Source organism: Bradyrhizobium canariense, assembly GCF_018130465.1.
Taxonomy (GTDB): Bacteria; Pseudomonadota; Alphaproteobacteria; order Rhizobiales; family Xanthobacteraceae; genus Bradyrhizobium; species Bradyrhizobium canariense_C.
The window spans coordinates 148,893-174,341 of the sequence record NZ_JAFCKJ010000006.1 but is presented as its reverse complement, the minus strand read 5'-3'; the positions used below and the strand labels follow the sequence as shown (position 1 = coordinate 174,341).

Here is a 25,449-nt window from a genome sequence, read left to right as displayed (position 1 = left end):
CTCCCTATATAGAGGCACATGAAGAGGCCGCGCGGCATTTCGTGCGGCGGAATGGATGTGCTCATGGCCAAGACTTCCCGCTCCAAGACTTCCCGCTCCAAGACCTCCAGTTCGAAGACCTCCAGTTCGAAGACTTCCCGCGCGAAGACCGACCGCTCCTCGCGCCCGGCGACCCGCACCGAGACCGACAGCTTCGGCCCCATCGAGGTCCTCGCCGATCGCTATTGGGGGGCGCAGACCGAACGCTCGCGCCAGAATTTTCGCATCGGCATCGATCGCATGCCGATCTCGCTCGTGCATGCGATCGGCATCGTCAAGCTCGCCGCGGCGCAGACCAACCAGGAGCTCGGCCTGCTCGACCAGCGCCGCGCCAACGCCATCATCCGCGCCGCGCGCGAGGTGATCGAGGGCAAGCTGGACGATCATTTTCCGCTGGTGGTGTGGCAGACCGGCTCGGGCACGCAGAGCAACATGAACCTCAACGAGGTCATCGCCAACCGCGCCAATGAGCTCTTGGGCGGCGAGCTCGGCACCAAGAAGCCGGTGCATCCCAACGATCACGTCAACATGAGCCAGTCGTCGAACGACTCGTTCCCGACCGCGATGCATATCGCGGCGGCAAGCCGCATCACCGTCGATCTCGTCCCTGCCCTCGGCGAGTTGCTGCGCGCGCTGCGCAAGAAGGAGAAGGAGTTCGCAAAAATCGTCAAGATCGGCCGCACCCACACCCAGGATGCGACGCCGCTGACGCTCGGCCAGGAATTCTCCGGCTATGCCGCGCAGGTCGAGAGCGGCATCGCCCGGCTCAAGGTCGCGGTGAAGGAGCTCTATCCGCTGGCGCAGGGCGGCACCGCCGTCGGCACCGGCCTCAATTCGAAGCCGCGCTTTGCAAAATTGTTCGCAAAGCACGTCGCCGGGATCACGAAGCTGCCCTTCACCAGCGCGGCCAATAAATTCGAGGCGCTGGCCTCGAACGACGCCTATGTGCTGGCGCACGGCGCCATCAATTCGGTCGCGACAGGCCTGTTCAAGATCGCCAACGACATCCGCCTGCTCGGATCGGGTCCGCGTTCGGGCCTCGGCGAACTGATGCTGCCGGAGAACGAGCCGGGCTCCTCGATCATGCCGGGCAAGGTCAATCCGACGCAGTGCGAGGCGATGACCATGGTGTGCTGCCAGGTGTTCGGCAACCACACCGCGATCACGGTCGCCGGCAGCCAGGGGCATTTCGAGCTCAACGTCTACAAGCCCGTGCTGGCCTACAACATGCTGCACTCGATCCGACTGATGGCGGACGCCGCTCGCTCTTTCACCGAGCATTGCGTCAGCGGCATCCGCGCCGACGAGAAGCGCATCAAGGAGCTGATGCAGCGTTCGCTGATGCTGGTGACGGCGCTCGCCCCGAAAATCGGCTACGACAACGCGGCCAAGGTGGCCAAGACGGCGCATACCAACGGCACCACGCTGAAGGAGGAGGCGCTCCGGCTCGGCTTCGTCTCGGCGGACGAGTTCGACCGCCTGGTGCGCCCCGAGAAGATGACCAGCCCGGGATAAAATTCCGAATTCCGATAGTCATCCGTAATGATACGGAGCTGCAAACTCCATTAAATGTAGGGCTTAAAGGACGGGATTTGATTACCGTCAATGTCGCGGCGGGAAAGCGTGTTACGCAGCCCCTCTGCCCTCCACGGGGCGAAATTCATCGTTTAATGGCCCAAAGGGCCGATTGACGAGGGCGAGCGAATGGCGATCAAGTCTTGTAGGGCGCAACGCGGCACCCAGTTTCTGAATGTTTCATCCTGCCCACGGAGGATCGGATGATGGAGACGCGGCATGGGGAACGTCATCAACCTGAATCGTTTCCGGAAGCGCGCCGAGCGGGAAGCCACGGCGAAGCAGGCGGACGCCAACCGAACGAAGTTCGGCCGCACGAAGGCGGAGCGGTCGGCGGAGGAGACGCGCGCGGACCAGGCGAAGGCACACCTGGACCAGCACCAGATCGATCGCGAGGAGCAGCCATGAAGTCGCCCGTCGTGAAACGGTCGATCGTCGTCGCCGGCCACAAGACCAGCGTCAGCCTGGAAGAGGCGTTCTGGAAAGGCATGAAGGAGATCTCGGGCCTGCGCAACATGACGTTGTCCGAGCTGGTCGGCGAGATCGACGGCAACCGCCAGCAGGGCAATCTGTCCTCGGCGATCCGCCTGTTCGTCCTCGACTACTTCAAGAGCCGCGCCATGGCCGCGATCCAGCCGGAAAAGGTCCCGGCCCAGTAGCCGAGTTGACACTGATCCTGGCGCCAATCGCCTCCGTCACGAAGCTCGTACTTTAAAATCGCTCTAAGGTGCAGTTTCGACGACCGAGCGCGCTTGACCTCGATGCCCTGCGTTGAAAATACAGGGCATGACCGACATCCATGATACGCGTCCGCAGATGCCGCTAGGCTTGGCCCAGCGCGGCTATACCGGCGTCATCCAGCACCTTTCCCCCAAGGACGCGGGCTCGGCGCTCTCGGACATCGAGCTCGAGAGCCGGCTGATCGAGCTCGGCTTCGTCGAAGGCGCCCGGGTCGAGGTCCTGCACGAGGGGCTGGTCGGGCGCGACCCGATCGCCGTGCGGGTCGACAGCATCACCATCGCGGTGCGTCGGCGCGAAGCCATGGCCATTATCGTCGCCTGAAGCGACCGGACCCCAATTCCAGGCCTTTAATCACATGGAAGCACCCCTGCTGCATCTCGCCCTGGTGGGCACGCCAAACAGCGGCAAGACCTCGCTGTTCAATGCGCTGACCGGCAGCCGGCAGAAGGTCGCGAACTATCCCGGCGTCACCGTCGAGCGCAAGGAAGGCTTCTTCGTCACGCCGTTGGGACGCCAGGTCTCCGTGGTCGACCTGCCCGGCACCTATTCGCTGCGCGGCCGCAGCCCGGACGAGGAGATCACCCGCGACTTCGTGCTCGGCAAGGCCACCGGCGAGACCGTGCCCGACCTCGTGCTGTGCGTCGCCGATGCGACCAATCTGCGACTGACCATCCGCCTGCTGCTCGAGCTCAAGCGCACCGGCCGGCCGATGATCCTCGTGCTCAACATGTTCGACATCGCGAACCGACGCGGCATCACTGTCGACGTCGAGCGTCTCGCCGGCGAGCTTGGCGTGCCGGTGGTGACCTCGATCGCAGTGCGCAAGGGCGGCACGGCCGACCTGCTGTCGCTGACCGACGAGATTTCGGCAAAGCTCGCCGCCGAACCGGGGGAGAACAATTGGCGGGCGCTCAGCGTGGCCGACTTGCGCGCCACCCAGCGCGAAGCCGACCGCATCATCGCAGACTGCGTCAGCCTCCCGAGCCGGCCCGACACCTGGACCGCGCGGATCGACGCGATCGTGCTGCATCCCGTCGGCGGGCTGATCGTGCTCGCGGCGATCCTGTTCGTGATGTTCCAGGCGGTGTTCGCCTGGGCGCAGCCGCTGATGGAGCTGCTCAACTCGGGCTTCGACTCGCTCGGCGAGTTCGTGCATGCTACCCTGCCCGCCGGCCTGCTGCAGAGCTTCCTTCAGAACGGCGTGATCTCCGGCGTCGGCAGCGTGATCGTGTTCCTGCCGCAGATCATCATCATCTTCCTGTTCATCCTGCTGCTGGAAGATTTCGGCTACATGGCGCGCGCCGCGTTCCTGATGGACCGCATCATGGGCGGCGCCGGCCTGCACGGCCGCGCCTTCATTCCACTGCTGTCGAGCTTTGCCTGCGCCATCCCCGGCATCATGGCGACGCGCGTGATCGACAACAAGCGCGACCGGCTGACCACGATCCTGATCGCGCCCCTGATGACCTGCTCGGCGCGCATTCCCGTCTACACGCTGATCATCTCCGCCTTCATTCCGGCAAAGGACGTCTGGGGCTTCATCAACCTCCAGGGCCTCGTGATGTTCGGCCTCTACGCTGCCGGCATCACCAGCGCGCTGCTGGTCTCGTTCCTGATAAAATTCTTCATGCTGCGCGACTATGCGCCGGCGCCGTTCATGCTGGAGCTGCCGGACTACAAGATGCCGCGGCTGAAATCGATCGCGATCGGCGTCTATACGCGAGCCAAGATGTTCCTGCACCGCGCCGGCACCACGATCTTCTCGATGATGGTGCTGATCTGGTTCCTGGCCTCGTTCCCGCAGCCGCCCGCGGGCGCAACCGAACCGGCGATCGACTTCAGCCTGGCCGCGATCATCGGCAAGGCGCTCGAACCCCTGCTGGCTCCGGTCGGCTTCAACTGGCAGATCGCGGTCGCGCTGATCCCGGGCATGGCGGCGCGCGAAGTCGCGGTCGCAGCACTCGGCACCGTCTATGCGATCGAAGGCGGCAAGGAAGCGGCCGAGCAAATCGGCCAGGTGCTGGCGACGAAATGGTCGCTCGCGACCGCGTTGTCGATGCTGGCCTGGTACATCTTCGCCCCGCAATGCGCATCCACGCTGGCCGTGATCCGGCGCGAGACCGGAAGCTGGACCTGGATGGCGGTGACGTTCACCTACATGCTGGTGCTGGCCTATGCGGCGAGCCTTCTGACCTACAATGTCGCGGTCGCGTTCGGGGCGGGCTAGCGTCCTCTCGAAACTAAAACTGCGAAAACAACCCCATGCACAGTAGACGGGTGTTGTGAAATCAATGACTTACACTTGTGCAAAATCGTCCGGCCGCAGGGCCGCGCCAGTTGCTCCGTCGGGCAAAACAGGAGCATGATGCCATCCTCGCCACGACCGACCATATCTGGCGTCAAGCCGGTTTATGCGCCAGCACCGTTCCCATCCGCTCCTTCTTGAGCGCGAACTGTGCGGCCAATGCGAGGCCGAATGCCAGACAGAACGTCGTCCCAGCCGCAATGAAGCGCAGCTTGTTGGTTTCCCAGATTGCCCCCTCCTGTGCGACCAGCGACAGCAGTTGGGGCAGAAGCAAGAACACGTTGGTTGCCGCAAAGCCGAAACAATTGAACAGTCGCCACGCGACCGTTCGCACTGAATTGTCGATGTCTGGCAGATCGGAGCAGCTCTGCCTGTCGAGATAGTACGAAATATAGACTGTCACGAGCGCCGGCCCGAGGCCCCACCGCAACATCGCAAAGTAAAGGCTGGCAAGAGACATTTCCCGCAGGTTGCCCTCGCCAAAGTTATGCACGGCCACCGTTAGGCCAGCGGGCCCTACGGCGAGCGCGACCAGGAAGCTCCAGCAATAAGTGGTGAGGTGGGACTGATCTGAATCGCTTCCCAGGGACGACATCGCAAATCGAAGCAAGAGAACGACGACGATTGCCAATCCATAATTGCAAAGCGAATACATGACCCATGCAATCGAGCGATTGGGGTCCTGCGCCCAGACCATGCCTCTGCCTTGCAGCACGTCATAAATCACGGCCGAAATGGTCACGCCCAGATAAACGGAGCAGATCAAGGCAATGATATAGACGATCCAGTACCGTAGCGGATTGTCGTAAATGGGCGCATCGATTTCGATGCCGAATTTGCTGGCCTCATTGCGCAGGTCGATGCGGGAGCCGTTGCGATAGATCAGGTAACACGCGACAAGTCGGGCAAATCGATTGTAGAGGTCCTTGATTAGTTGCGTGGCCTGGGGCGCAGCAAGGCCCGTCAACGTCCCAGCCTTCCACTGGCTCATCGTCGGCGCCGCCTGCTGGAAGTCCGCCATCAGCTTGTCGAAACCAAAGCTGTCCTCGGTGAAGAAGGTGGCGTCATCACCGGTGTCGCGTCCCTGCGCCAGCCACCATTTCATGTAACAGATTTCCGCCCACATGCGATCCGGGGTGTTCGGATCCTTGCGGAAATCTTGATCGACGACATCCGGAGAATTCGCGATGACTTTCGAGAGCACATCCTGCGGCACACGCAGCGAAAAGCGGATTTGCGCCATGATCTGCTTCGCGAGTTGAGGCACGCTGATCCAGCTCTGGATCACATCGCGCACCATCAGCAGGACGTTCCATTGAGCCTCCTTCGTCAGGAGGAACAGATACACGGCCCCCATTGCGGCGACGACGGTCAGGTACGGAGCAGACTGACTTTTCGCAGCCTCTATGACGGTCTCCGGAATTGCAGGAACCAGCGGCGCCAGGGCAATGACGTCGCGGTTCTCATGGATGAGAAGAAGGAAGAAGCCGCATGAGAACACGACAAAGATGAACCCGCCCAATCGATACTGCTGCCGGGTCGTCATGTATCGCGGGAAAGTCGGGACTTCGGCAATGTTGACCGCGCGGCCAAAAGCCTGCCAGGCCAACCGGCCTGCCACGACAAGGCCCAACAACGTGATGGACCAGCGCACCAGCGAAGGAACCAGGTCGGACGCGGCGTCACCGACCTGATCTGCGGAGGCTTGTGTCGATAGCAAAATGGAAATGACAATTCCCAACACGATGCTAGCCATAGCCTGAACTCCCTCTTGAGCGAGATAGTTCGAACGGGCCGCTCTACGCGGAATTAGGGCGTACCGTAAATCCGGAGCGACCGCGTGTGTGTGAACCAATTCACATCCTCTGGAAGTTTTCGTGCAGCTCTCTCGCAAGAGGCACAATGCCTTGCCCGCAAGACCCCGACATCTCAACAAGGCGAGCCGCAAACGAAATCCGGTGCGGTCGGGATTGCCGTACCTTCTTCTACATGCTGGTGCTGGCCTACGCCGCGAGCCTTCTGATCTACAATGTCGCGGCCGCGTTCGGAGCGGGGTAGCTTCTCTCGAAACTAAAAAAACGCAACCCAATGCACAGTAGCTGGCCCGACCCAACGCCGGTTGCGCCGTCGGGCAAAACAGGCGCATGATGGCATTGTTCGAGAATTGGCGAGACGCTCGGTGACGGCAAGATACCGGAGCGTGGCACGCCTTCTCAGCCGCTGGCATGTCTCGCCGGGAACGACGCGGTGAACACCGTCTCGTCCCGCATCGACGACGCGACGATCAACCCGCCATGGGCGCGCGCGATCTCTTGGGCAATGTACAGTCCGAGCCCAAGCCCTTTCTGGTTCGGCAGAACGTCGCCGCGATCGAACGCAGTGAACAGGCGCGGGATCGCATCAGCCGGAATTGGCGCGCCTTTGTTGGCAACGCTGAGATCAAAGCCAGCGCCGGTCGTCTGCGCCAGCACCCTGATCGGCTTGTCGGCGGCGCCATAGGAAATCGCGTTGCCGAGAAGATTGGACAGCATCTGACCTATGCGGTCGGCGTCGATTCTCACAGGTCCCGGAACGTTGACGACAGTTTCGATGACGCGATCTGGATGCACGTTCTCGAACTCCGCGACAATTTGCCTGATGACAGGCTCGAGTGGCTGTTCTTTCAACTTGAGCTGCATCCCGGCGCCGAGCCGCGCGCGGGCGAAGTCCATGACATTGTCGATCAGGCCCGCCATCCGGGCCACGCTTCCCTGCAGGAGGTTGATCCAGTTCTTCCCCTCGTCATCCACCTTCTTGTTCAGAAGCCGCAGGCCGCCCTGGATCGAGGCAAGAGGGTTTCGGAGGTCGTGACCGAGCACGGCAATGAACTGCTCACGCAGTTCGGCATTGCGTTGTTCCAGCGCGAGCCTGTTCTCGATCAGTTCGACCCGCTCGGCCGCGTCGAGGTGAGACGCGATCAGCTCCGCAAAAAGCTTGAACATGCCGATGATCTCGGGGGTCCGAAGCTTGCGTGGCTTCGGATCGATGGCGCAAAGAGTTCCGAAGAATGAACCGTCGGGAAGAATGATCGGCACGGAGATGTAGCTTTGGAAGCCATATTGCGCGGGCGTATGATGCTTGCAGTACGCGGCATCTTCGCTGACGTTGTCGATGACGACAGCCTCACGGCTCTGACGGATCTCATGGCAGATCGTGGTTTCGACCTTGAGCTCGTCACCGGGTTTCAGCCCGAACGCAAGTTCGTCACGCGAGGCACAGGTGATCCACCTGTCCTCGGTGACGCGGGCAACGGCCGTAAACCCCATGCCGGTGGTCCGGCTGACCACGTCGAGGATGGTCGAGACCGCAGCGATTCCGCTGACCTTGGCTATGTCGCGCTCGAAATCCATTGCCACTCCGCGTCGGAACATTCGCTGGACGACCGTCACCCCCACGAAAGCGCGTCCTTGCAATGATAAGAAGCACTGCCCGTAATTCCGCGTCAATGTCATTCGATGCCGCTCGCCTGGAACGACGCGGTGAACATCGTTTCATCCCAATTGCAGCGGCAGGCAAGTCCGCCGTTGCAGCTATCGTCCGCGCCGCCGAGAGCTGACCTCGGGTCTCCCCTCGGGGGCCGCCCATCCCTGGACACTCACATCCGCCAGCGCCCCGAATATAGCCGCTGTGCGTTCCAGACGGGCGATCGTACGTGCGCCTTCGACGGCAGCTACCAATGCGGAAGCGGTCGAAGATGCGCGCGCGGAAGTGAAACCGCACCCCCTGAAATGCTCCGCGACGATCTCTGTTGAATCGGCAAATCCGCGCGCGACCTGTTTGGTCAGATCAGCGTCGAGTGCAGGAAGCTCATTCGCCAGATTTTGCATGAGACATCCATACTGGAAATCAGAGGCGACCATTTCGGCCGCGAACGCGCCGAAAATCTGGCGAACGAAACTCAGGGCATCACCGGTCGTATTCGCCGAGATATCCCGCAACACAGCCATTCTGCTCGCAACGTAATGATCGATTGCTTCTTCTGCGAGCTGGGCCTTACCGCGCGGAAAATGAAAATAGAACGACCCTTTGGGCGAGCCGCTTTCTGCGATGATCTGGCTCAAGCCCGTCGCAGTGTAGCCTTGGATGCGAAACAGTCGCTCGGCAGTGGCAATCGCGCGATCGCGGGCGTCAGTCTTACGGGGCATCCCGTCAGCCTACCACGCCTGGCTTGACACCGCTATGGTGATCGCCATACTATGGCGATCACCATAGTAAATGCGCCCGCCCTATCACCGCTATCAAATCGGCCTCCATAAGTTGTGCAAGTGGCATGACGCTCTCAAAGATTGCTGCGTAGGACGTACTCAAATGAGCTCGAGCACCTTCGATTTCGACAACCGTTCTAGCGAACGGGATCACTGAGATGGCCTCTGGATCCTGCACGATGATGCTTTTGGGAGTTGCCATGTTCACTGCGATGTCCACTCGCGTCGTTTCCGGAGAGACCTCAAGCGATGCCGTCTGGCACAATAAAATCCCTGTCACTTTGAGCGAGCCTACCGTTGATATCGATAAGGATCCGAACCTTCTGCACAAACATGCGGAAAATGCGGGAACGAAAATCCACTACGTCACCATGGGATCCAATCAAAAACCGCTGATGGTGTTCGTGCACGGATTTCCCGACTTTTGGTACTCCTGGCGAAATCAGATCCAGGCATTCTCAGCAAATTATCAGGTGGTCGCTCTCGATCTGCGCGGGTACGATTTGAGCGATCGGCCAGAAGGTGTCGAGAACTACAAGTTTCCGGTTCTCCTTGACGACATCCGTGCCGTGATCAATGCAGAGAGAAACGGTCGCAAGGTCATCCTGATCGGGCACGACTGGGGCGCCGCTTTGTCGTGGCTATTCACCGGGCAAAATCCGGATCTGATCGAAAGACTTGTCGTCCTCAGCGTTCCTCATCCTGGCGCCATCACGAGGGAATTGCTCCCTTGGAACCATCCTGTCGCGCAGGCCAGGGCCAGCGCCTACGCCACACGGTTCTTCGCTCAAGGCAAAGGCGACAATTTGACTGCGCAGGATTTGGCATATTGGGTTGTCGATCCACAGGTCAAGAGTCGATACATCCAGGCTTTCGAGAAATCCTCCATCTCGTCCATGATGAATTACTACAAAGCCAACTATGCGTTTTCTCAGCTTGCGCTCAATCTTTTCGATCCAACCATGAAGAAGCTCACCGGTGCCGTGATCAAATGCCCGGTCTTGCATGTGCACGGAATCGAGGAGAGCCACGCTTTGCTAAGCACTATTGATCTCGAAAAGTCGTGGATTGAAAATCCCGGCAATCTCACCGTCAAGATCGTGCCTGGCGTTGGCCACTTCATCCAGCATGAAGTGCCGGACTACCTTAATCAGACGATTGCCTCCTGGTTGAAACATTCAGGAAGCTGAGCCCAGATTCAGGAAGCTGAGCCCAGTCTTGCGAGATCTTGCGAGGCTAAGCGCCGAGAGGCTTCGCGAAGATCATCTGGCCGACCTCGTCGCATTGCATCTCGATGCGAGCATCCGGCTCAGCCTACTCGCTCGGTGGGCTCGCTCCGGGTACTGGAGCCCGAGCTGACGCCTTCTTGGTCCGAATCACTCTCCGGCTCCCGGATCAGCACCGCCGGTTCGTCGTAACCCTTGCGGCTGCTGTAGAACACCAGCGCCATCAAGCCGATGCCGACGACCAGCGAAAACACGACACCGAGCACCAGTGCGACATAACCCGATGCTGGCACCTCCGTCGTCGTGCTGAACCAGCCGAGATAGCCGAGCGCGCCGGCACCGACGAGGAAGGCGCATAACACCGCTATGACCACCCATCTGGCGATCCTGCCGTCTCCGGGAGCGGGTGATTCCGGTTGCCCGTCTGTGCTGTTCATGGATCTCTCCTCGAGGCGCACGCGTCGCGCGGCCGTCCCATTGCGCTAGGGTGCGGTGGCCTTGGTCGCAATCGCGTGCAGGGCCGCCGTCATGGCGACAATTGCGGCCTTGGCCGGCTCGCCGACGCCGTGACGCCCGGCGAGATACGCCGGATCGTTGTAGGACAACCAGGTCGCCCCTTGCTCGTCCTGCCAGACCAGCGCCTTCAGCGGCAGATCGATGCCGCTGGTCTGCGACTGCTGCATCAAAGGCGTGCCACCCCTGGCGTTCCCGAAGATGATGAGATTGGTCGGGCGCAACGGCAGACCGGCAGCGGCGGCGCCCGCGGCATGATCGACATGGGCGAATATTGTGAGGCCCTTGGCCATCACTTCCGCTTCCAGCAGCTTCATTGTCTCTTCAGGCCCGAAACTGCTCCTGATCGTGATGAGTCCGTCGACGGCCATGGCTTGGGTCTCCCATAAACATGTCGCAGCAACCAGGGCGAGGATCTTGAGCGGCGCCGAAACCCTCATGATCACACGCTCATTTCTTGCGGAATAGTTTTGCCGGATCGAATTCCGGCTCCGGAACGAAGCCGTCGCGGTTGGGCATCTTGATCTTCGGCAAGCTGTCCTGGTCAACCTTGCCGTCGAGGGGAACGATGCCGTTCAGACTCAGGATGTAGGCGGTGACGGCATAGGTGTCGTCGGTACTGAGCGAACCCGGCGTGGGATATGGCATCGCGCGGTGAATGTAGTCGTACAAGGTCGTCGCATAGGGCCAGAAGCTGCCCACGGTCTTGACCGGCGCGCTGGAGGCGAGTGTGCCCTGCCCGCCGGCCAGACGATCCTTGATCCCGCCCTGGCCGTTGTCGCCATGACAGGCCGCGCAATTGTCGGCGAAGACCTGCTTACCCTGCGCAACCGTGCCGCCGCCGACAGGCAGACCCTTGCCATCGGGTGTGACGTCGATGTCCCATAGCTTGATCTCCCCTGGAGTCGCGGGACGGCCGAAATCAAATGCAAATGCGGGCGCCGCGAGCAGGCCGAGCGTGAGAACCGCTGCGACAAGCCGATTGTCATGCGAGGACATTGCGGACCCTCCCGGCCTCGTCGATGCTCCAGGTCTGCTGGGCGTTGTAGTGGAACAGCGCATTGCTCCCCATCGCGGCGATGAAGGACTGCCGGTCCGGCTGAACATTGCCTTGCTCGTCGGTCGAGCGGCTCACGATCCTTGTCGGCTTGCCGTCCCAGACCCAGTCCATCTGGAATCGAACCTGTGCCTTGGACAGCACCGGCTGATTCAGCTCCGCCTGTTTCCAGATTTTCGCGCCGTCGGTCGATATCTCGACCTTGGCGATCTTGCCATGGCCGCTCCAGGCGAGACCGGAGATACGGTTGTAGCCGGGCTGGATCTGCATTGTGCCCGAGGGCTGCGTGATGACGGAGTTGGTTTCCATCCTCAGCTGGAACTGGCGGGCCTTGCCGTTGGCGAGCAGCTGCGTGTAGCGCGCCGTTTCCCAGCGGGTCATCCAGGGCTCAGTGCCGAACTTGAGACGGCGCAGCCATTTGATGTTGAGGTTGCCCTCGAAGCCCGGCATCACCAGCCGCATTGGAAAGCCGTGCGCGGGGCGCAGTGGCTCGCCGTTCTGACCGTAGGCGACAAAGGCCTCGTTCACGATTTCGTCGGTCAGCGGAATGCTGCGGTCGACGCCCGCGCCGTCGCCTCCCTCGGCGAGCATCCAGTTCGAGTTCTTCTCCTTGCTCGCGAGACCAATGAGGAACTTCAGCGGAACGCCGGTCCACTCATTGGTGCTGACGAGGCCGTGCGTGTTCTGCACCGTCAGATCAGGATCTGCCTTCTTCCAGTTTTCCCATCCGTTTCCAGTGCATTCGATGAAGACCACACGCGTGACCGACGGCATCCGCTTGAGATCGTCGACGCTGAACACCAGCGGCTTCCGAACCATGCCATGGATGAGCAGACGGTGCTGCGCGGGATCGATGTCGGGCACCCCGGAATGGCTGCGCTCGTAATGCAGATCGGTTGGCGTGATGTTGCCCACCAGCTTCTGATGCGGCGTCTTGGAGTTGATGGCATCACTGGGGTCGACGTTGCGCTTGCCTGGTGCTGCCTCGGGAATGCGATCGATCTTGACGAAGCGCGATCGTTCGCTGTGCGCACCGAGATCGGCGCCGGGCCCACGATCAGGGATTTCGGCCAGCGTTTGCGCGGCAGCCGCTTCGGTCGCAACCGCCCCCAGAACGCCCGCAGACAGGCCTCCCACAAAACCGCGGCGCGAGACGCTCGCGGGCCGTTGCGGTGATTCGACTTGCGTTTTGGACGTCATGCGATCTCCGTCGACTATCGTGCATATTTGGAAATGCCGGCTGCTTTTCGATCGGGACATTGACCGGATGCCGCCGAAATTGCTCGTTAGGATGTGTTAGAACTCATGAGGGGCGGCGAAGGCGCGTCATCCTGACCGACTCCGAAAGCGGCTATCCGGGTCCATGGATCATTTCAGCACCGAGAACCTGACTGCCGAGAGGCTTCGTGAAGATCACCTCGCTGACCTCGTCGCGTTGCATCTCGATGCGGAGGTTTCGCGCTATCTCGGCGGCGTCCGTTCGGCGGAGAGGACGAAGACCTATCTCGACGCCAATTTGGCGCATTGGGACCAGCATGGCTTCGGACTGTGGGTGCTGCGAACGAAAGACGGGGCATTCGCCGGGCGAGCGGGCATCCGGCACATCCTGGTGGACGAGATCGACGAGATCGAGATTGCCTACGCGTTCAAGCGCGAATTCTGGGGCCGTGGCCTTGCAAGCGAGACCGCGACCGCGCTGACGGATATCGGTCTGTTACACCACGAGCTGCCGTCCCTCATCGGCCTGGTCTATGTCGGCAATCGCGCATCGCGTCGCGTGCTGGAGAAGTCCAACTATCTCCTCGAGCGAAGCACGTTCCGTCACGGCGAGAACGGCGTTCTCTACCGCATCCGGCGGTGAGAGACGGCCTGACGATCACTCGGTGCGCAGCCGGACAACCGATCGTGGCAGAGAGGCCAGAAACAACACCGCGCAAACGCACAGCAGGACGATGTCCTTGAACAGGAATTCGCCGGTCAGATTCCACGCCATCGGATCGGATGAAAGGCTCCATTTGACGACATCAGGCGTCGTGAAGAAGAACGACCAGGTGATCGCAAAGGTCACCATGCCCATGAACGAACCGAGCGCGGACGAGACCGGGCTGAAGCTGCCTGCCGCGAGCAGCGCAGCAATCACGAATTCAGCGACACCGAGGACATAGGCCTCTCCCCTCAGGCCGAACACCGACAGCCAGGAGATGAACGGGCTGTTGCTGATGAACTGGGCGATGCCCTGCGCGGATTGCGGCGTGAATTTCTGCATTCCAAACGATACGAATATGATCACCATGACCCAGCGGAGAATGGCGAGAGGACGATAGGAACCGCCCCCGACCTCAGCGACGTTGAACTCTTTCATCCGACTATCTCTCCCCGGTTGCACATCCATCAGCTCTGCGAAAAATGCGTTCGCTGATGGCTGTACGAAGGACAGCTTCCGGCTGTTACCCGCGCCGGCAGGTTCCGGAGATCACGGATGCGTGCGATACGCGTGTCCGCGCCATGATTGTCGTGAAATATTGGGCCCGGCCGCAATCCTGTTGCGCCTCAGCGTGGCACTCAGCGATCTCGCCTATGCCGGCATCTTCTATCACCTGCTCCTGGCCGGCTTGGCGCATGTCGCCATCCGCAAGCCCAGCGGCGCATTGCCGGCCATGGTCGGCCTTGCTCTGCTGGCCACCTCGTTCGTCACGCAGAACGCGGCTCGGGAAGTCCCGTCGCCCTACGTACATGTGGCGATATTCCGGCACATCCTCGTGGATGGCACGGACGAGATCGAGATTGCCTACACGTTCAAGCGCAGTCTCTGGGGCCAGGGGCTTGCGAGCGAGACCGCGGCGGCGTTGACGAGCATCGGATTGTCGCAACTCGAGTTGCCATCCCTCATCGGCCTGGCGTTCGTCGGGAACGGTGCGTCCCGCCGGGTGCTGGAGAAGTCGAACTACGTCCTAGAAAAGAGCACGACACATCACGGCGAAGACGTGGTGATTTACCGCGCCCGACGGTGATAGCCGCGAGGGCAATGACGCCAGCCAAAATGCTGGTGTCTCCCCGCGCAATCGCGGGCGGCGGCACCGTGGCGTGCACGTAACGGCGCCCAGCGTTCTGTTTCCCGACATTCCCAACGTATCGCCGGCCACAGATTTGTTTCCGTCATTCCCGCGGGCGCCTGACGTCACACCCCTGACCGTTCAAGCAGGCGGCGCTGGGGAGCGAACCCGAGTCTGGAGCCGTCAGAGTGCATCAACGAATTTGCGTGAGCAGCATCGAAAGGCAATCGCCACGAGCTCGGCGCCGGTGGCGCTCAAGTGTCCTGGCGTGCGCGGCCCTCCTGGGCTGGGGACCAGCCGTGGCTTTCGCCGGCGACAGGCACCGTCTTCAACCGGAAACCGCAGCGTCCCAGTCGAACGTTCAATTCCTCTCACTCGGCGTTGGCAAATCGGTCGTGGTCGACCTGCCGCGGGATGCCAAGGATATCCTGGTCGCCGATCCCAAGATCGCCAACGCCGTGGTCCGCTCCGCGCAGCAGGCCTATATCATCGGCACGGCCGTCGGTCAGACCAGCATCGTCTTCTTCGATTCCGCGGGCCAGCAAATCGTTGCCTATGACGTCGCCGTCAAACGGGATCTCAACGGTGCACGTGCCACTTTGCGGCAGATGTTCCCGCGTTCAAATATCCGGATCGAAGGCATCGGCGATGGCGTGATGCTTTCGGGTACAGCCGCGACCCCGATCGAAGCTCAACAGGCCAACGACGTGGCGGCTCGGCTCGTGGGATCCGCCGACAAGGTCGTCAACTCACTCGTCGTGCAGGCCCGTGACCAGGTCATGTTGAAGGTGACGGTCGCGGAGGTATCGCGCTCGATCGTCAAGCAGCTCGGTATCGATCTCAGCACCAGCCTCAGTTCCGGTACCACTGCCGTCAGCCTGACCAACTCGAATCCGTTCACCGCCTATGGCCAAAACCTGGTGTCGGGAAACAATGTGACGCTGTCGGCCGGCGGAACGACGGCAACGCTGCGGGCGATGGAAACAGCCGGCGTCATGCGCACCCTGGCTGAACCAACGCTGACATCGGTTTCAGGAGAGTCGGCCACCTTTGTCTCTGGCGGCGAGTTTCCCGTTCCGGCGGGCTATTCCTGCGACCCAACCACGCATGTCTGCACGACCCAGATCAGCTTCAAGAAATTCGGGCTGGCTCTCAATTTCAGCCCCGTCGTTCTCTCTGAAGGACGCATCAGCCTGCATCTGATGACCGAAGTCTCGGAGCTGTCCAACGAACACTCGATTACCTTGTCTCAAGCAGTGAGCGATACGACGACAAACTCGTTGACTGTTCCGTCCATCAAGACGCGGCGGGCGGAAAGTACTCTCGAGATTCCCTCCGGAGGATCCATGGTCATCGCGGGCCTCATCCAGGACCAGACCAAGCGAGCCGTGAACGGATTACCCGGCCTGATGCAACTGCCGGTTCTCGGCGCACTGTTCCGGAGCCAGGACTTCGTGAACAATCAGAGCGAGCTGGTCGTCCTTGTGACGCCCTTTATCGTTCGCGCGACAAGCCCGAAAGACTTGTCCAGGCCGGATGACGGTTTCGCCACCGTGGGTGATCCGGAGGCCAATCTCCTGGGCACCATCAATCGTCTCTATGGCACCACCGCAAGCCGCCCGAAACCGCATCGGCAGACCGACGGCGTCGGATTCATTATCGATTGAGGCTTGGGTGTGAAAGACCTCTGCTGGGTCTCGTCACGACGATTGTGCACTCAATCGATGCTGGAGCCGCCAGCCCCGGGCGCAATATCCTTCCGAGAGCCGGGCGAGGCGGACCTGCACTGCGGAGCCGCCGACTTCGTGCAGGATGTTGTTGCGCCTTACCTGAAATACCCCAGCACGAGATCGACATCCGCGCTGCCGGCAACCGTGCCGTTCAGCTCGGCGTCGATGACGCGGCGGCAGGCTTCGATCGCGGCGTGATCACCGAGGTCGTTGGCGGCTTCCAGCACGAGCCAGGCGGCGTCGACCGAGGCCTGGTCCGATGCTCCGCCGCCGATCTCGCCGGCTGCGGCCTTGTTGAGGTTCTTCGGATTCTTGTTCGGATTCTTGCGAACGGCGGTGCCGAATTGAGGCAACATTGCAAATACTCCCCTGCCAATTCCCGGATGATGCTCGGTGTACCTGTTCAGTGTACCGCTCAGTGTACCTGGAGCTCGGGCTGACGACCCGTGACGGGATCGGTGCCGGTCTTGCGCGACTGGTAGAACTTCAAGACGCTGCGTGAGGTCTCGATCTTGAGCTTGCCGAAATCACGCTCGTTGTCGTGGAGCTCGCGCGCCGTGATCAGATGATCCTTGGCGCCGAGGAACAGCAGCGACATTGTGGTGTCCCAGGAGAAGTCGAGCGCCTTGCACAGCACCAGGATCATCTCGCGATTGCGGTCCATCATCGCACGCTCGATCACGTCGACCGGCAGCGACGACAACAGCGACAGGCCGATCTGCACCTCGTCGAAGCGGTGCTGGCGCGCATAGTTCGAGATCGAGTCCTGGTTGAGGTTGCCCTGCCGGTACTGCGTCGTCACCACGCGCTTGGCGACGAAATAGCTGCGCGAGGACGGGCCGAACTTGGACTGCAGGTCGCCGGTTACCTCGGTCACCGAGCTCTGGATCTGCGCCATCATCTCCGGCCGCTCGCTCTCGAGCCGGCGGCGGACGTCTTCCGACGCCTTCGAGATGAGCTGCTGGAAGATGTGGCGCGGCACGTCCTTGCGCAGGCCAAGCTGCTCGGCAAGAATCGAGTCGCCCTCGGCGCGGCGGACCATGTGGAGCAGACCCGAACCGGAGAAGCGCGCGCCCTCGTTCCTGGCAACCGACGTCACGACCTCCTGGTCGCCGCGCTTGACCAGCACGTCGGTGACGGCCTCGCCGATCGACTTGCGCTGGGCGATCGCCAGCAGATGCGACTGGCCTTTGGTCATGGCGCTCTCGACCAGCATCTTCTCGTCGATACGATTGGAGTCGCGCAGCACGGGACCGGCGACCTCGATCTCGTCGTCGAGGGCGAGCTTTTCGATGACGTTGAGCGGGGCATGATCGCACGCCGACATCAACTCGGAGAGCTGCACGCGCGCCGCGACTTCGATCTCGTCGGCGAGCCGGCCGATGACCTCGCCGAACGTGCTGATCTCGTCGTCGCTGTAGCGGCCGGTGATCAGAATGTCGGTCGCATGCCACAACGCTTTCGTCCGGCTTTCGTCGGTGCCGCGCGCGATCGCGTCGTCCAGATCCTGCAGAAGTGTTGTCGCCCCGTTCATCTCGATAACCCCAGTTCTTGGCAGTTTCTTTGGCGAGCGGCCCTGCCGCTCGTGGCGGGACACCGGATTCCTCTGGGAACGGAGACTAGGGAACAAACGCGAGAATCCGGTAAAGTCGGCAGATCAGTTTTGCCGAGCAAAATTCGTTAAAAAACGAGGGAATAGGTTTACCGGTGAAGCTCGACTGCAGCCATCCTTCGAGACACCCGCCTACGGCGGTCCCTCAGGATGAGGGATGAGCACGCGGCAGCATTTCAACGGAGGCCGATGCAGCCGAGCCTCATCCTGAGGAGACCGCGAAGCGGTCGTCTCGAAGGACGAGGCGCTCGTTCAGGCGCCGGCGAGACGTCATATGCAATAGCCTGCCCGCAAGCGGGAGAGGTTAAGGGCACCCCGCAGCTCGATCTCTCCGGACCAACCTCGCTCTCACGGATTCGACGGCGTCAGGACCAGCGGCGGCTTTGGTCTGGGCTTTGCGGGCGGCGGGCCCGGGGCCGGCCTCACGTCGATCGGCGGGGGCAACGGTGCGATCTGATGGCTTGCAAGCGGCGGGCTTGCCAGTGGAGGGCTCGGAGCGGCGGGAGCTGCTTGCGGCGCCTTCGGCGTCGGCGCGACCTTGATATCGACCTTGGGCTTCGGCGGCGGCGCACGGCGCGGATCGCGGCCGGGCATCGGCACATCCAGCAGCGACGGCTCCGGCACCGGGTCTGGCGAGACCAGGGTCGGCAGCGCGGCGGTTGCCGGCGGCGGCTCGCCGCGCTCGATGGCGTCCAGCCGGCGCGTCTCGCGGTCGATCATGCGCACCGCGAGCCACGAGGACAGCGGCCCGAGATCGACGGTGCGGTTGAGCCTGTCGGGGGGACCTGCCGCGAACAGCTGGATCTCCGGCGGCGCGCCGGAGAGCCCGGTCATGATCGGCGTCAGGCTGGCGCGGATGTCGGCCTGGTCGGCGGGGATGTCGTAGCCGCCGGAGACGATGGCGCGCGCGTTCTTCGCCTCCAACGACGTGGCGCCGACGCGCAGGCGCCCGTCGCGGATCGTGAACGGGATCTGCGCCGAGGCCACTGCAATCGGGCCCGCCGACAGCGCGGGCTCGACCAGCTGCCGCAGCCGGTTGTCGTCGGCAACCTGGCCACCGTCGCTGGCGCGGATGGCGATCTCGAAAGCACGTGGATTGAGGCCGGAGATTTCTGCGGCGTCCAACGTCAACGTACCATTGCCGGCGAGCGCCCCGGTCAAGGCCGAGACGCTGCGGCCCTGGCTGGTCAGCGCCATCTGCGCCGAGGCCCGTCCCTTCGGCAGCGCAAGGTCGCGATAGCGCAGTGCCGCCGCATCGACATTGCCGAATTCGATACGCGCGTTCAACGCCAGACCATTGGCGCCATTGCGCGCATCAAAGCTCGCCGACATCTCGCCGCCGCCGACGCCGCCCTTCAGCGCGTCGAGCGCGAGCGACTGACCGTCGCTCCGGATCGTACCGCCGAAGGGGCGCAGCTCGATGCCGCCGGGCAACGTGCCGTGCAACGCCTGGAAGGCGATGCGGCCGCGCCAGCCACCGAGAAGGCCCGTACTCAACGGCTCGCCGGCGTCGTGTCCGGCCGCGCCGATGGCCATCGCGAGTGCCGGCACGAGGTCGAGCGTATCGAGGCCGACTTCGCCGTCGACACTCTTCTCCTGATCGAGCGTCACCGCCAGATGACCGCGCAGATGCGAGCCGGACACGGTGCTGTCGAGATCGTCGAAGGTCAGGCGGTTGCCGGAGAGGCCGACGCGCGAGGACAGATTGACGGACTGCACCGATTTGTCGGCCGGGCTGGTCCCGAACAGCGGCGCCAGATTGGCATTGCGCACGCGCAGGTTCACGCTGGCTTTCGGCTCCGACAATTCCACGCTGCCTTGCACATCGGCATCGAGCCCGCCGCCGCTGAGCTTCGCGTTCAATTGCAACGGCCGGCGCCACGCGCCGCTCAGCTTGCCTTCGAACTGCGAAGCGCCCTCGCCTGCGGCCACCACGCGATCGAGCCCGAGCAACGCCAGCAGCGCCGCGGCTTGCGGTGTCGAGACTTTCGAGTCCAGCGTGAAGTCGCTGTTGCGCAAGCGGTCGATGTCGATGCCGTTGACGGCGGCCACCGGCATCTGCGCGGCCAGCGTCGCGGTGGCCTTGAGCTGCGGCGCGTCGAGGTCGAGCACGGCGCGCGCGTCGTTGCGATCGGCGTGCTCGGCGTTCTTGTCGAGGCTGAGGTCGAGCTTCAGGCGGGTCGCACCTGATAACGACGGGATGGCGTCGAAGCGCGCGCGCACCGAAGGCGCAATCGGCTCGAGCAGCGCCGTGAGCTCGCGCAGCGAATTGGCGGAGGACTTCAGCGCGAGCCTGCCCGTGGCCTTGGCGCGGTCGAAGCTGCCGCTCGCTTCCGTGGTCACGCCACTGGCCTGGCCGAACCGCAACTGTTCCAGCGACAGCGATGCCGGGCCGTAGCCGAGTTTTGCGGTGAACGGCCGCAGCTCCTGCCCGGCCGAGATCGCGCGGCCGATATCGAGCGAAAGCTTCGCTTCCTCCGGCCATTCTCCCTGCGGCCCCGAAAGCGCGCGCACAAAACTTGCGGCGGCATCGAGGTCGAGGCGGTCGGCCTTGAGCTCCGCGTCGATCCGCGAGCCCTTGCTCGCGCCGGTCTGGACGAAGGCGATGCGGCCTTCGACCGCGCCGCCCTCGATCTCGGCCTTCAGCCTGTCGATGGCGAAATGGTTCGCAGCGATGGTCACGTCGCCGGCAAGGCGCAGCGGCCGCGTGCTGCGGCGGTTGACCTCGCTGCGGCCCTGGAGCCAGGCCACCAGCGTATCGGGATCGGAGGAATCGACGCTGAGACGGCCGCTGAAGCTGTCGGCGCCGGGCGTCGCGCCGTTGAGCGAGAGCTGCGTCTGGCCTGGCGCGCGCAGCTCGAGCCGCTGGAAGGTCCAGGACCTTCCGTCGGTCGCAAGCTCGGCCGTGATGTTCTGGAGCGGCCGTGCCCCGAGCATGATCTGGTCGGAGTTGAACTCGATTTGCGCCGGGATCGGGGCCTGGGGGATTGCGGCGAGCCCCGCGCGGAGCGCCGGAAGGATACGCTGCGGCTCGTCCTTGCCGGTCAGCTTGTCGGCATCGACCTGGCGCGCCGACAGCACCGCGCGCAGCAGCGGCGAAGCGCCGAACCTGATATCGCCGACGCCGCCGAGCTTCAGCGCGGTGTCTTCAGAACCGAAGCTGGCATCGACCTGCTCGAACTTGGCGCCGGCCGGATCGGCCTTGAGTTTGGTGGTGAGCTTCCAGGGCATCGGCCCCGCATCGCCCGGCTTCTTCGGCGCCGGCACGGCGAGCGTCAGCGCACCGTCGAATTTCGGCAGGCGGTTGTCGAAGGCAAGCACGCCTTCGAGATCGGCCAGGATAGCGCGCTCGCCGGGATCGATGTTGAGGTGAAGGCGGGTGGCGTTGCCGTCGGCGCTCGGGCCGGAGGAGACGCGGAACGGGTAGCGCACCCCGGTGGCGGTGAAACTGCCGTCGCCCCGGACCGAGCCGGCCAGCGAGCGCACGTCGCCGGAGAAGGTGATGTCGTTGAGCTCCTGCGTCGAACGGCTGGCGGCATCATGCAGGGCGATGCGGCCGGTGAGGTTCAGCCGCTCGATCGCCAGCGAAGCCAGATTGAAGCTGCCGCTCGCGGTGGACGGCAAATCGACCCGCCCGCGCGCGTCGAGACCGAGATCGACCGCCATGCCATTGACCGAAAGCTCGGTGGCGCGCCATTCGCCGCGCATCAGGGAGCTCAGGCTGAACTCGACGTCGAGCTTGTCGGCCCGCAGGCGGCCGAGATCGTTGTTGCCGCCGAAGGTGACCGCACGCAGCCGCAGCGTCGGCGCCGGCAACAGCCGCGCGTCGAGCTCGCCCGCCACCCGCACCGGCACGCCGATGATCCTGCCGGCCTCCGCTTCGAACTGGGGCCTGAACTGGTTCCAGTCGACGAAATAAGGTCCGATCAGCGCGGCCAGCAGCGCTAAGATAAAGGCAATCGCCAATCCGAGCAGCGTCGTCTGCACGGGTCTCCCCTCGGCCAAACCGGATATGGGCCTTGCCTGAGCCGCAGGGCCTCAGACGTACCGGAACAGCCCCTTATATAGAGGGAAGTGTGGCGAAGTCACAGCGACTGTTGCGCGCGGAGGTTAACGCCGGTGTGGGACCCTCATGGTGAGGAGGCGCGAAGCGCCGTCTCGAACCATAGAGGCCCTGCTCTCGCCCGCGGCCATCCTTCGAGACGCCCGCTTTGCGGGCTCCTCAGGATGAGGGCCAGTGCTCGCAGGGCGAGTGCTCGCAGGACCAGTGCCGGCAGCCTTCACCAGCTCGCAGGCAGCCGCTTCAGGCCGCGCAGCACGAAGGTCGGCCGCCATTCCGGGTTTTCGACGTCGTCGATGCGCATATCCGGCAGCCGACGCAGCAGCGTGGCGATGGCGATCTCGGCCTCGATGCGCGCCAATTGGGCCCCCAGGCAGAAATGGATGCCGCCGCCGAACGACAGCGGCCTCACATTCTGGCGGGTGACGTCGAGCCGGTCGGGGCGGTCGGGATAGACCGCCGGGTCGCGGTTGGCCGAGCCCAGGAGGCAGAGCACGGTCTCGCCCTTCGGGATCTTCGCGCCGGCGAGATCGTCGATCTCCTCCAGCGTCACGCGCCCGGTCATCTGCACCGAGGAATCGTAGCGCAGGAATTCCTCGATCGCGCCCACCATCAGCTCCGGCCGCGCCTTCAAAAGCGCGAGCTGGTCCGGATTGCGATGCAGCGCAAGCAGGCTGTTGCCGATCAGATTGACCGTGGTCTCGTGGCCGGCGCCGAACAACAGGATGATGTTGGCGGTCAGTTCCTCGTTGGTGAGCTTGTTGCCGTCTTCCTCGGCCTGCACCAGCTGGGTGATGAGATCGTCGCCGGGGTTGCGGCGGCGCAGCTCGAACAGCTGCTGGAAATACATCTGCGCCATCATGTTGCCAGCGTTGCCCTTGGCGATCTCCTCCGGCGAGAGCGGCACGGGGTCGAGCAGCCGTCCGCCGTCGCGCGAGCTGTTATAGAAGGTTTCGCGATGGTCCTCGGGGATGCCGAGCATGTCGCAGATGATGGTCACAGGCAGGCGGAAGGCGAAATCCTCGATCAGGTCCATGTGGCCGCGGTCGATCACGGCGTCGATGGTCTGGTCGACGATCTCCTGGATGCGCGGCCGCATGTCCTCGACGCGGCGGGCGGTGAAGGCCTTCACGACGAGGCCGCGCAGGCGGGTGTGGTCGGGCGGATCGGCCTGCAGCATCCAGTGGCTCATGCTGCGGAAGACCGGCTCCTCCATGATCTTCTCGCTATAGCGGCGCTTGGAACGCTGGACGAAATCCTTGCCGAAACGCTTGTCGCGCATCACGAGGCTGACCTCGGCATGGCGGCTGGCGACGAACTGACCGAACGGCGTCACGTGGATCGGATCGATCGTGCGCAGCCGGTCATAATGCGGATAGGGATCGCGGATGAAGTCCGGCGACAGCGGGTTGAACAACGGTCCGCCCCCGGCGTCTTGCGCGTGCTCGTTCATGGTGACCTCAAATCGGTTGCCGCATGAATCGAATACGCCGGGCAGCCCCTCTTGCGCAGCGTAACCATCCCCGAATTATCAACTCGATACATTGTTGTATCGAGTTGCATTCTGCCCTAAACTGCTTCGATGTCAAGGGTGAGAACCAGGCCGACCAGGGACGACACGCGCGACAGGCTGTTCGAGGCGGCCGCCCGAATGTTCGAGGAAGACGGCATCGGCGGCGCCAGCATCGAGGCGATCGCGGCGGCGGCCGGCTTCACCCGCGGCGCGTTCTATTCCAACTTCAAGAGCAAGGACGAGCTGATCATCGCCATGCTCGAGGACCATGTCGCGCAGTCGATCCGGCGCAACATGGACATCCTCGCGCAGCACGACAATCTCGACGATTTCATCGCAGCGCTGAAGGCGATGGATCGCACACGGCAGGATCCGCTCGGCCGTTCGCCGCTGCTGCACATGGAAATGATCCTCTTCGTCGCGCGCGCCGAGAAGCGCCGGCCTGAACTTGCAAAGCGCCTGCGCGCGCGGCGCAAGCTAGTCGCCGACATCGTCGAGGCGACGTTGAAGAGCAACGGCCGCAACGACGCACTGAACCCGCCGTGGATGGCCTCCGTCGTGCTGGCTCTGGAAGACGGCTTTCGCCTGCATCGCCTGATCGATCCGGAGACGACACCGGCCGACAGCTTCTTGCGCGCGATCACGGATTTGCGGCGGCGGACGGGATTGTCGTCGACCTAGCCTTTGTTTTCTTCAGATCGTCGAGCTTGCTGTTCCTGCTCGACATTGGCTTGCCGCACCTCGCCACTGGAACCTGGCCGCAATCATACGCGCGCATTTTCCTCGTACCCGCCGGAGGAACGTTTCGGCAGCCTGCCACTTTATCCCGAGCCTGTTTTGGCAGTTTGATAATTGGAGGAGACAGCGATGAGGATTCTGAAATTGTCTGCGGCCGCAGCTGCGCTGCTGGCCGGTACGGCGCTCGCGATGGCGCAGTCGAGCTCGACGGTCGGCACTGGCGGCTCGTCAGCCGGCGGTGGCACCAGCAACTCGACCGTCGGCACGGGCGGTTCATCGGCAGGTTCGGGCAGCGGGTCAGGCTCGGCATCGACGCTTGGCACCGGCGGCTCGTCGGCAGGCGGTGGCACCAGCAGTTCGTCCGTGGGAACTGGCGGCTCTGCCGCGGGCTCCGGCAGCGGCACGGCCTCGACGCTCGGCACCGGCGGTTCATCGGCCGGCGGCGGCAAGAGTTCGTCCAGCGTCGGCACGGGCGGCTCTGCGGCAGGAAGCGGTTCGACCGTTGGCCAGTCCGGCTCGTCCAAATCGCCTGGCATGGGCGATGGCAAGTCCGGTTCGCATGCAAGCGACATGGGCCTCGATAAGGGCAAAGGCCACAACAAGGACGATTTGAAGAAGGACAAGAATTAGTCCGACCCAGGGAGCGGCCGATGCGCCGCTCCCTTTCTCTTCTGGAGGAGGACTGGCATGAACAAATCAATCGTTGCGATCGCAGCGTTGACTTTGATTAGCAGCGCCGCTGCGGCGGAAACCATGCAGAAAACCGGCAGGACCGCATCAGGCGAGACTTGCCGGGTTACGGTCGAAAAACATCCCGACGGCAGCATCACCGCACTGGGCTCATCGGGTTCGGGCACAACCGGCTCGACCGCATCGAGCGGCTCGCTCTCGAGTTCGAGCTCGGCCGGCGGATCATCGGTGCACGTTCAGGCCGGTGGCGGCAACGTGTCGAGTTCGTCCTCGACGGCCGGCGGCCCCGGCTCGACCAGCGCGAGCACCGTCACGGTCAACGGCTGCACCATCTCGACATCGTCACCATAGAA

General features: G+C 63.0%; 25 protein-coding genes. 13 read left to right on the top strand and 12 right to left on the bottom strand.

Annotated features, from left to right (window positions below):
• Nucleotides 1–51: 51 nt before the first annotated feature.
• The 5 genes from fumC (at nt 52) to feoB (ending at nt 4,582) form a co-directional block, all read left to right on the top strand.
• Nucleotides 52–1,554, top strand: coding sequence for a class II fumarate hydratase (gene fumC, locus JQ591_RS18280; protein ID WP_211397404.1), 1,503 nt, complete (start codon nt 52–54; stop codon nt 1,552–1,554).
• Nucleotides 1,555–1,833: 279 nt separating this feature from the next.
• Nucleotides 1,834–2,022 (top strand): DUF4169 family protein, encoded by a 189-nt coding sequence (locus JQ591_RS18275; protein ID WP_211397403.1) that lies wholly within the window; start codon nt 1,834–1,836, stop codon nt 2,020–2,022.
• Nucleotides 2,019–2,273 (top strand): ribbon-helix-helix domain-containing protein, encoded by a 255-nt coding sequence (locus JQ591_RS18270; RefSeq protein ID WP_211397402.1) that lies wholly within the window; start codon nt 2,019–2,021, stop codon nt 2,271–2,273. Before JQ591_RS18275 ends, JQ591_RS18270 begins: the two co-directional genes overlap by 4 nt.
• Before the next feature lie 127 nt (nt 2,274–2,400).
• On the top strand, nt 2,401–2,676 hold the full coding sequence (locus tag JQ591_RS18265) for a FeoA family protein (RefSeq protein ID WP_007600961.1): 276 nt from the start codon (nt 2,401–2,403) through the stop codon (nt 2,674–2,676).
• Nucleotides 2,677–2,710: 34 nt separating this feature from the next.
• Nucleotides 2,711–4,582 (top strand): ferrous iron transporter B, encoded by a 1,872-nt coding sequence (gene feoB / locus JQ591_RS18260; protein WP_211397401.1) that lies wholly within the window; start codon nt 2,711–2,713, stop codon nt 4,580–4,582.
• A 172-nt stretch (nt 4,583–4,754) separates the two neighbouring features.
• Here the strand turns inward: feoB and JQ591_RS18255 are convergent, their stop codons facing one another.
• Nucleotides 4,755–6,416 (bottom strand): hypothetical protein, encoded by a 1,662-nt coding sequence (locus JQ591_RS18255; protein ID WP_211397400.1) that lies wholly within the window; start codon nt 6,414–6,416, stop codon nt 4,755–4,757.
• A gap of 146 nt (nt 6,417–6,562) precedes the next feature.
• Here JQ591_RS18255 and JQ591_RS18250 point away from each other — a divergent pair, with 146 nt between their 5' ends.
• Complete coding sequence (locus JQ591_RS18250) at nt 6,563–6,718, top strand: hypothetical protein (RefSeq protein ID WP_211397399.1); 156 nt, start codon at nt 6,563–6,565, stop codon at nt 6,716–6,718.
• Between the two features lie 155 nt (nt 6,719–6,873).
• Here the strand turns inward: JQ591_RS18250 and JQ591_RS18245 are convergent, their stop codons facing one another.
• Nucleotides 6,874–8,049, bottom strand: a complete 1,176-nt coding sequence (locus JQ591_RS18245; RefSeq protein WP_211397398.1) for a GAF domain-containing sensor histidine kinase — start codon at nt 8,047–8,049, stop codon at nt 6,874–6,876.
• Nucleotides 8,050–8,229: 180 nt separating this feature from the next.
• Nucleotides 8,230–8,844 carry a TetR/AcrR family transcriptional regulator gene (locus JQ591_RS18240; protein ID WP_211397397.1) on the bottom strand — a complete coding sequence of 205 codons (615 nt, stop codon included), beginning with the start codon at nt 8,842–8,844 and terminating at the stop codon, nt 8,230–8,232.
• 260 nt (nt 8,845–9,104) lie between these two features.
• Here JQ591_RS18240 and JQ591_RS18235 point away from each other — a divergent pair, with 260 nt between their 5' ends.
• Nucleotides 9,105–10,094, top strand: coding sequence for an alpha/beta fold hydrolase (locus tag JQ591_RS18235; protein ID WP_211397396.1), 990 nt, complete (start codon nt 9,105–9,107; stop codon nt 10,092–10,094).
• 119 nt (nt 10,095–10,213) lie between these two features.
• Here the strand turns inward: JQ591_RS18235 and JQ591_RS18230 are convergent, their stop codons facing one another.
• The 4 genes from JQ591_RS18230 to soxC are packed head-to-tail and all read right to left on the bottom strand — an operon-like array spanning nt 10,214 to nt 12,900.
• On the bottom strand, nt 10,214–10,567 hold the full coding sequence (locus JQ591_RS18230; protein ID WP_211397395.1) for a hypothetical protein: 354 nt from the start codon (nt 10,565–10,567) through the stop codon (nt 10,214–10,216).
• Between the two features lie 45 nt (nt 10,568–10,612).
• The gene (locus JQ591_RS18225) at nt 10,613–11,083 is read right to left on the bottom strand and encodes a DUF302 domain-containing protein (RefSeq protein WP_211397394.1); all 471 of its coding nucleotides are present in this window, start codon (nt 11,081–11,083) and stop codon (nt 10,613–10,615) included.
• Between the two features lie 10 nt (nt 11,084–11,093).
• The gene (locus tag JQ591_RS18220; RefSeq protein WP_211397393.1) at nt 11,094–11,642 is read right to left on the bottom strand and encodes a c-type cytochrome; all 549 of its coding nucleotides are present in this window, start codon (nt 11,640–11,642) and stop codon (nt 11,094–11,096) included.
• Nucleotides 11,629–12,900, bottom strand: coding sequence for a sulfite dehydrogenase (gene soxC / locus JQ591_RS18215; RefSeq protein WP_211397392.1), 1,272 nt, complete (start codon nt 12,898–12,900; stop codon nt 11,629–11,631). Before soxC ends, JQ591_RS18220 begins: the two co-directional genes overlap by 14 nt.
• A gap of 163 nt (nt 12,901–13,063) precedes the next feature.
• Here soxC and JQ591_RS18210 point away from each other — a divergent pair, with 163 nt between their 5' ends.
• Entirely contained in the window at nt 13,064–13,561 is a 498-nt protein-coding gene (locus JQ591_RS18210) for a GNAT family N-acetyltransferase (protein WP_211397391.1), read from the top strand.
• Nucleotides 13,562–13,576: 15 nt separating this feature from the next.
• Here the strand turns inward: JQ591_RS18210 and JQ591_RS18205 are convergent, their stop codons facing one another.
• Nucleotides 13,577–14,062, bottom strand: coding sequence for a YkgB family protein (locus JQ591_RS18205; RefSeq protein ID WP_211397390.1), 486 nt, complete (start codon nt 14,060–14,062; stop codon nt 13,577–13,579).
• A 193-nt stretch (nt 14,063–14,255) separates the two neighbouring features.
• Here JQ591_RS18205 and JQ591_RS18200 point away from each other — a divergent pair, with 193 nt between their 5' ends.
• Complete coding sequence (locus JQ591_RS18200) at nt 14,256–14,711, top strand: GNAT family N-acetyltransferase (RefSeq protein ID WP_349630387.1); 456 nt, start codon at nt 14,256–14,258, stop codon at nt 14,709–14,711.
• Nucleotides 14,712–14,959: 248 nt separating this feature from the next.
• Complete coding sequence (locus JQ591_RS18195) at nt 14,960–16,420, top strand: type II and III secretion system protein family protein (RefSeq protein WP_211397389.1); 1,461 nt, start codon at nt 14,960–14,962, stop codon at nt 16,418–16,420.
• Nucleotides 16,421–16,578: 158 nt separating this feature from the next.
• Here the strand turns inward: JQ591_RS18195 and JQ591_RS18190 are convergent, their stop codons facing one another.
• From JQ591_RS18190 to JQ591_RS18175, 4 genes are all read right to left on the bottom strand, one after another.
• Nucleotides 16,579–16,839 carry a hypothetical protein gene (locus JQ591_RS18190; RefSeq protein WP_211397388.1) on the bottom strand — a complete coding sequence of 87 codons (261 nt, stop codon included), beginning with the start codon at nt 16,837–16,839 and terminating at the stop codon, nt 16,579–16,581.
• 59 nt (nt 16,840–16,898) lie between these two features.
• Nucleotides 16,899–18,017, bottom strand: a complete 1,119-nt coding sequence (locus JQ591_RS18185) for a DUF2336 domain-containing protein (RefSeq protein WP_211397387.1) — start codon at nt 18,015–18,017, stop codon at nt 16,899–16,901.
• 426 nt (nt 18,018–18,443) lie between these two features.
• The gene (locus JQ591_RS18180; protein ID WP_211397386.1) at nt 18,444–22,082 is read right to left on the bottom strand and encodes an AsmA family protein; all 3,639 of its coding nucleotides are present in this window, start codon (nt 22,080–22,082) and stop codon (nt 18,444–18,446) included.
• A 293-nt stretch (nt 22,083–22,375) separates the two neighbouring features.
• Nucleotides 22,376–23,608 carry a cytochrome P450 gene (locus tag JQ591_RS18175; protein WP_211397385.1) on the bottom strand — a complete coding sequence of 411 codons (1,233 nt, stop codon included), beginning with the start codon at nt 23,606–23,608 and terminating at the stop codon, nt 22,376–22,378.
• Nucleotides 23,609–23,737: 129 nt separating this feature from the next.
• Between JQ591_RS18175 and JQ591_RS18170 the strand changes: the two genes are divergently transcribed.
• From JQ591_RS18170 to JQ591_RS18160, 3 genes are all read left to right on the top strand, one after another.
• Nucleotides 23,738–24,349 carry a TetR/AcrR family transcriptional regulator gene (locus JQ591_RS18170; RefSeq protein ID WP_211397384.1) on the top strand — a complete coding sequence of 204 codons (612 nt, stop codon included), beginning with the start codon at nt 23,738–23,740 and terminating at the stop codon, nt 24,347–24,349.
• Between the two features lie 186 nt (nt 24,350–24,535).
• Nucleotides 24,536–25,036: a hypothetical protein gene (locus JQ591_RS18165; protein ID WP_211397383.1), complete on the top strand. Its 501-nt coding sequence runs from the start codon at nt 24,536–24,538 to the stop codon at nt 25,034–25,036.
• Nucleotides 25,037–25,093: 57 nt separating this feature from the next.
• A complete protein-coding gene (locus tag JQ591_RS18160; protein WP_211397382.1) occupies nt 25,094–25,447 on the top strand; it encodes a hypothetical protein in 354 nt (117 codons plus the stop codon).
• The last annotated feature ends 2 nt before the right edge of the window (nt 25,448–25,449 follow it).

Bases quoted from the DNA above. Each gene is read 5' to 3' on its own strand.
- fumC (WP_211397404.1), top strand. From the start codon at position 52: ATGGATGTGCTCATGGCCAAGACTTCCCGCTCCAAGACTTCCCGCTCC.
- JQ591_RS18275 (WP_211397403.1), top strand. From the start codon at position 1,834: ATGGGGAACGTCATCAACCTGAATCGTTTCCGGAAGCGCGCCGAGCGG.
- JQ591_RS18270 (WP_211397402.1), top strand. From the start codon at position 2,019: ATGAAGTCGCCCGTCGTGAAACGGTCGATCGTCGTCGCCGGCCACAAG.
- JQ591_RS18265 (WP_007600961.1), top strand. From the start codon at position 2,401: ATGACCGACATCCATGATACGCGTCCGCAGATGCCGCTAGGCTTGGCC.
- feoB (WP_211397401.1), top strand. From the start codon at position 2,711: ATGGAAGCACCCCTGCTGCATCTCGCCCTGGTGGGCACGCCAAACAGC.
- JQ591_RS18255 (WP_211397400.1), bottom strand. From the start codon at position 6,416: ATGGCTAGCATCGTGTTGGGAATTGTCATTTCCATTTTGCTATCGACA.
- JQ591_RS18250 (WP_211397399.1), top strand. From the start codon at position 6,563: ATGCCTTGCCCGCAAGACCCCGACATCTCAACAAGGCGAGCCGCAAAC.
- JQ591_RS18245 (WP_211397398.1), bottom strand. From the start codon at position 8,049: ATGGATTTCGAGCGCGACATAGCCAAGGTCAGCGGAATCGCTGCGGTC.
- JQ591_RS18240 (WP_211397397.1), bottom strand. From the start codon at position 8,844: ATGCCCCGTAAGACTGACGCCCGCGATCGCGCGATTGCCACTGCCGAG.
- JQ591_RS18235 (WP_211397396.1), top strand. From the start codon at position 9,105: ATGTTCACTGCGATGTCCACTCGCGTCGTTTCCGGAGAGACCTCAAGC.
- JQ591_RS18230 (WP_211397395.1), bottom strand. From the start codon at position 10,567: ATGAACAGCACAGACGGGCAACCGGAATCACCCGCTCCCGGAGACGGC.
- JQ591_RS18225 (WP_211397394.1), bottom strand. From the start codon at position 11,083: ATGAGGGTTTCGGCGCCGCTCAAGATCCTCGCCCTGGTTGCTGCGACA.
- JQ591_RS18220 (WP_211397393.1), bottom strand. From the start codon at position 11,642: ATGTCCTCGCATGACAATCGGCTTGTCGCAGCGGTTCTCACGCTCGGC.
- soxC (WP_211397392.1), bottom strand. From the start codon at position 12,900: ATGACGTCCAAAACGCAAGTCGAATCACCGCAACGGCCCGCGAGCGTC.
- JQ591_RS18210 (WP_211397391.1), top strand. From the start codon at position 13,064: ATGGATCATTTCAGCACCGAGAACCTGACTGCCGAGAGGCTTCGTGAA.
- JQ591_RS18205 (WP_211397390.1), bottom strand. From the start codon at position 14,062: ATGAAAGAGTTCAACGTCGCTGAGGTCGGGGGCGGTTCCTATCGTCCT.
- JQ591_RS18190 (WP_211397388.1), bottom strand. From the start codon at position 16,839: ATGTTGCCTCAATTCGGCACCGCCGTTCGCAAGAATCCGAACAAGAAT.
- JQ591_RS18185 (WP_211397387.1), bottom strand. From the start codon at position 18,017: ATGAACGGGGCGACAACACTTCTGCAGGATCTGGACGACGCGATCGCG.
- JQ591_RS18175 (WP_211397385.1), bottom strand. From the start codon at position 23,608: ATGAACGAGCACGCGCAAGACGCCGGGGGCGGACCGTTGTTCAACCCG.
- JQ591_RS18170 (WP_211397384.1), top strand. From the start codon at position 23,738: ATGTCAAGGGTGAGAACCAGGCCGACCAGGGACGACACGCGCGACAGG.
- JQ591_RS18165 (WP_211397383.1), top strand. From the start codon at position 24,536: ATGAGGATTCTGAAATTGTCTGCGGCCGCAGCTGCGCTGCTGGCCGGT.
- JQ591_RS18160 (WP_211397382.1), top strand. From the start codon at position 25,094: ATGAACAAATCAATCGTTGCGATCGCAGCGTTGACTTTGATTAGCAGC.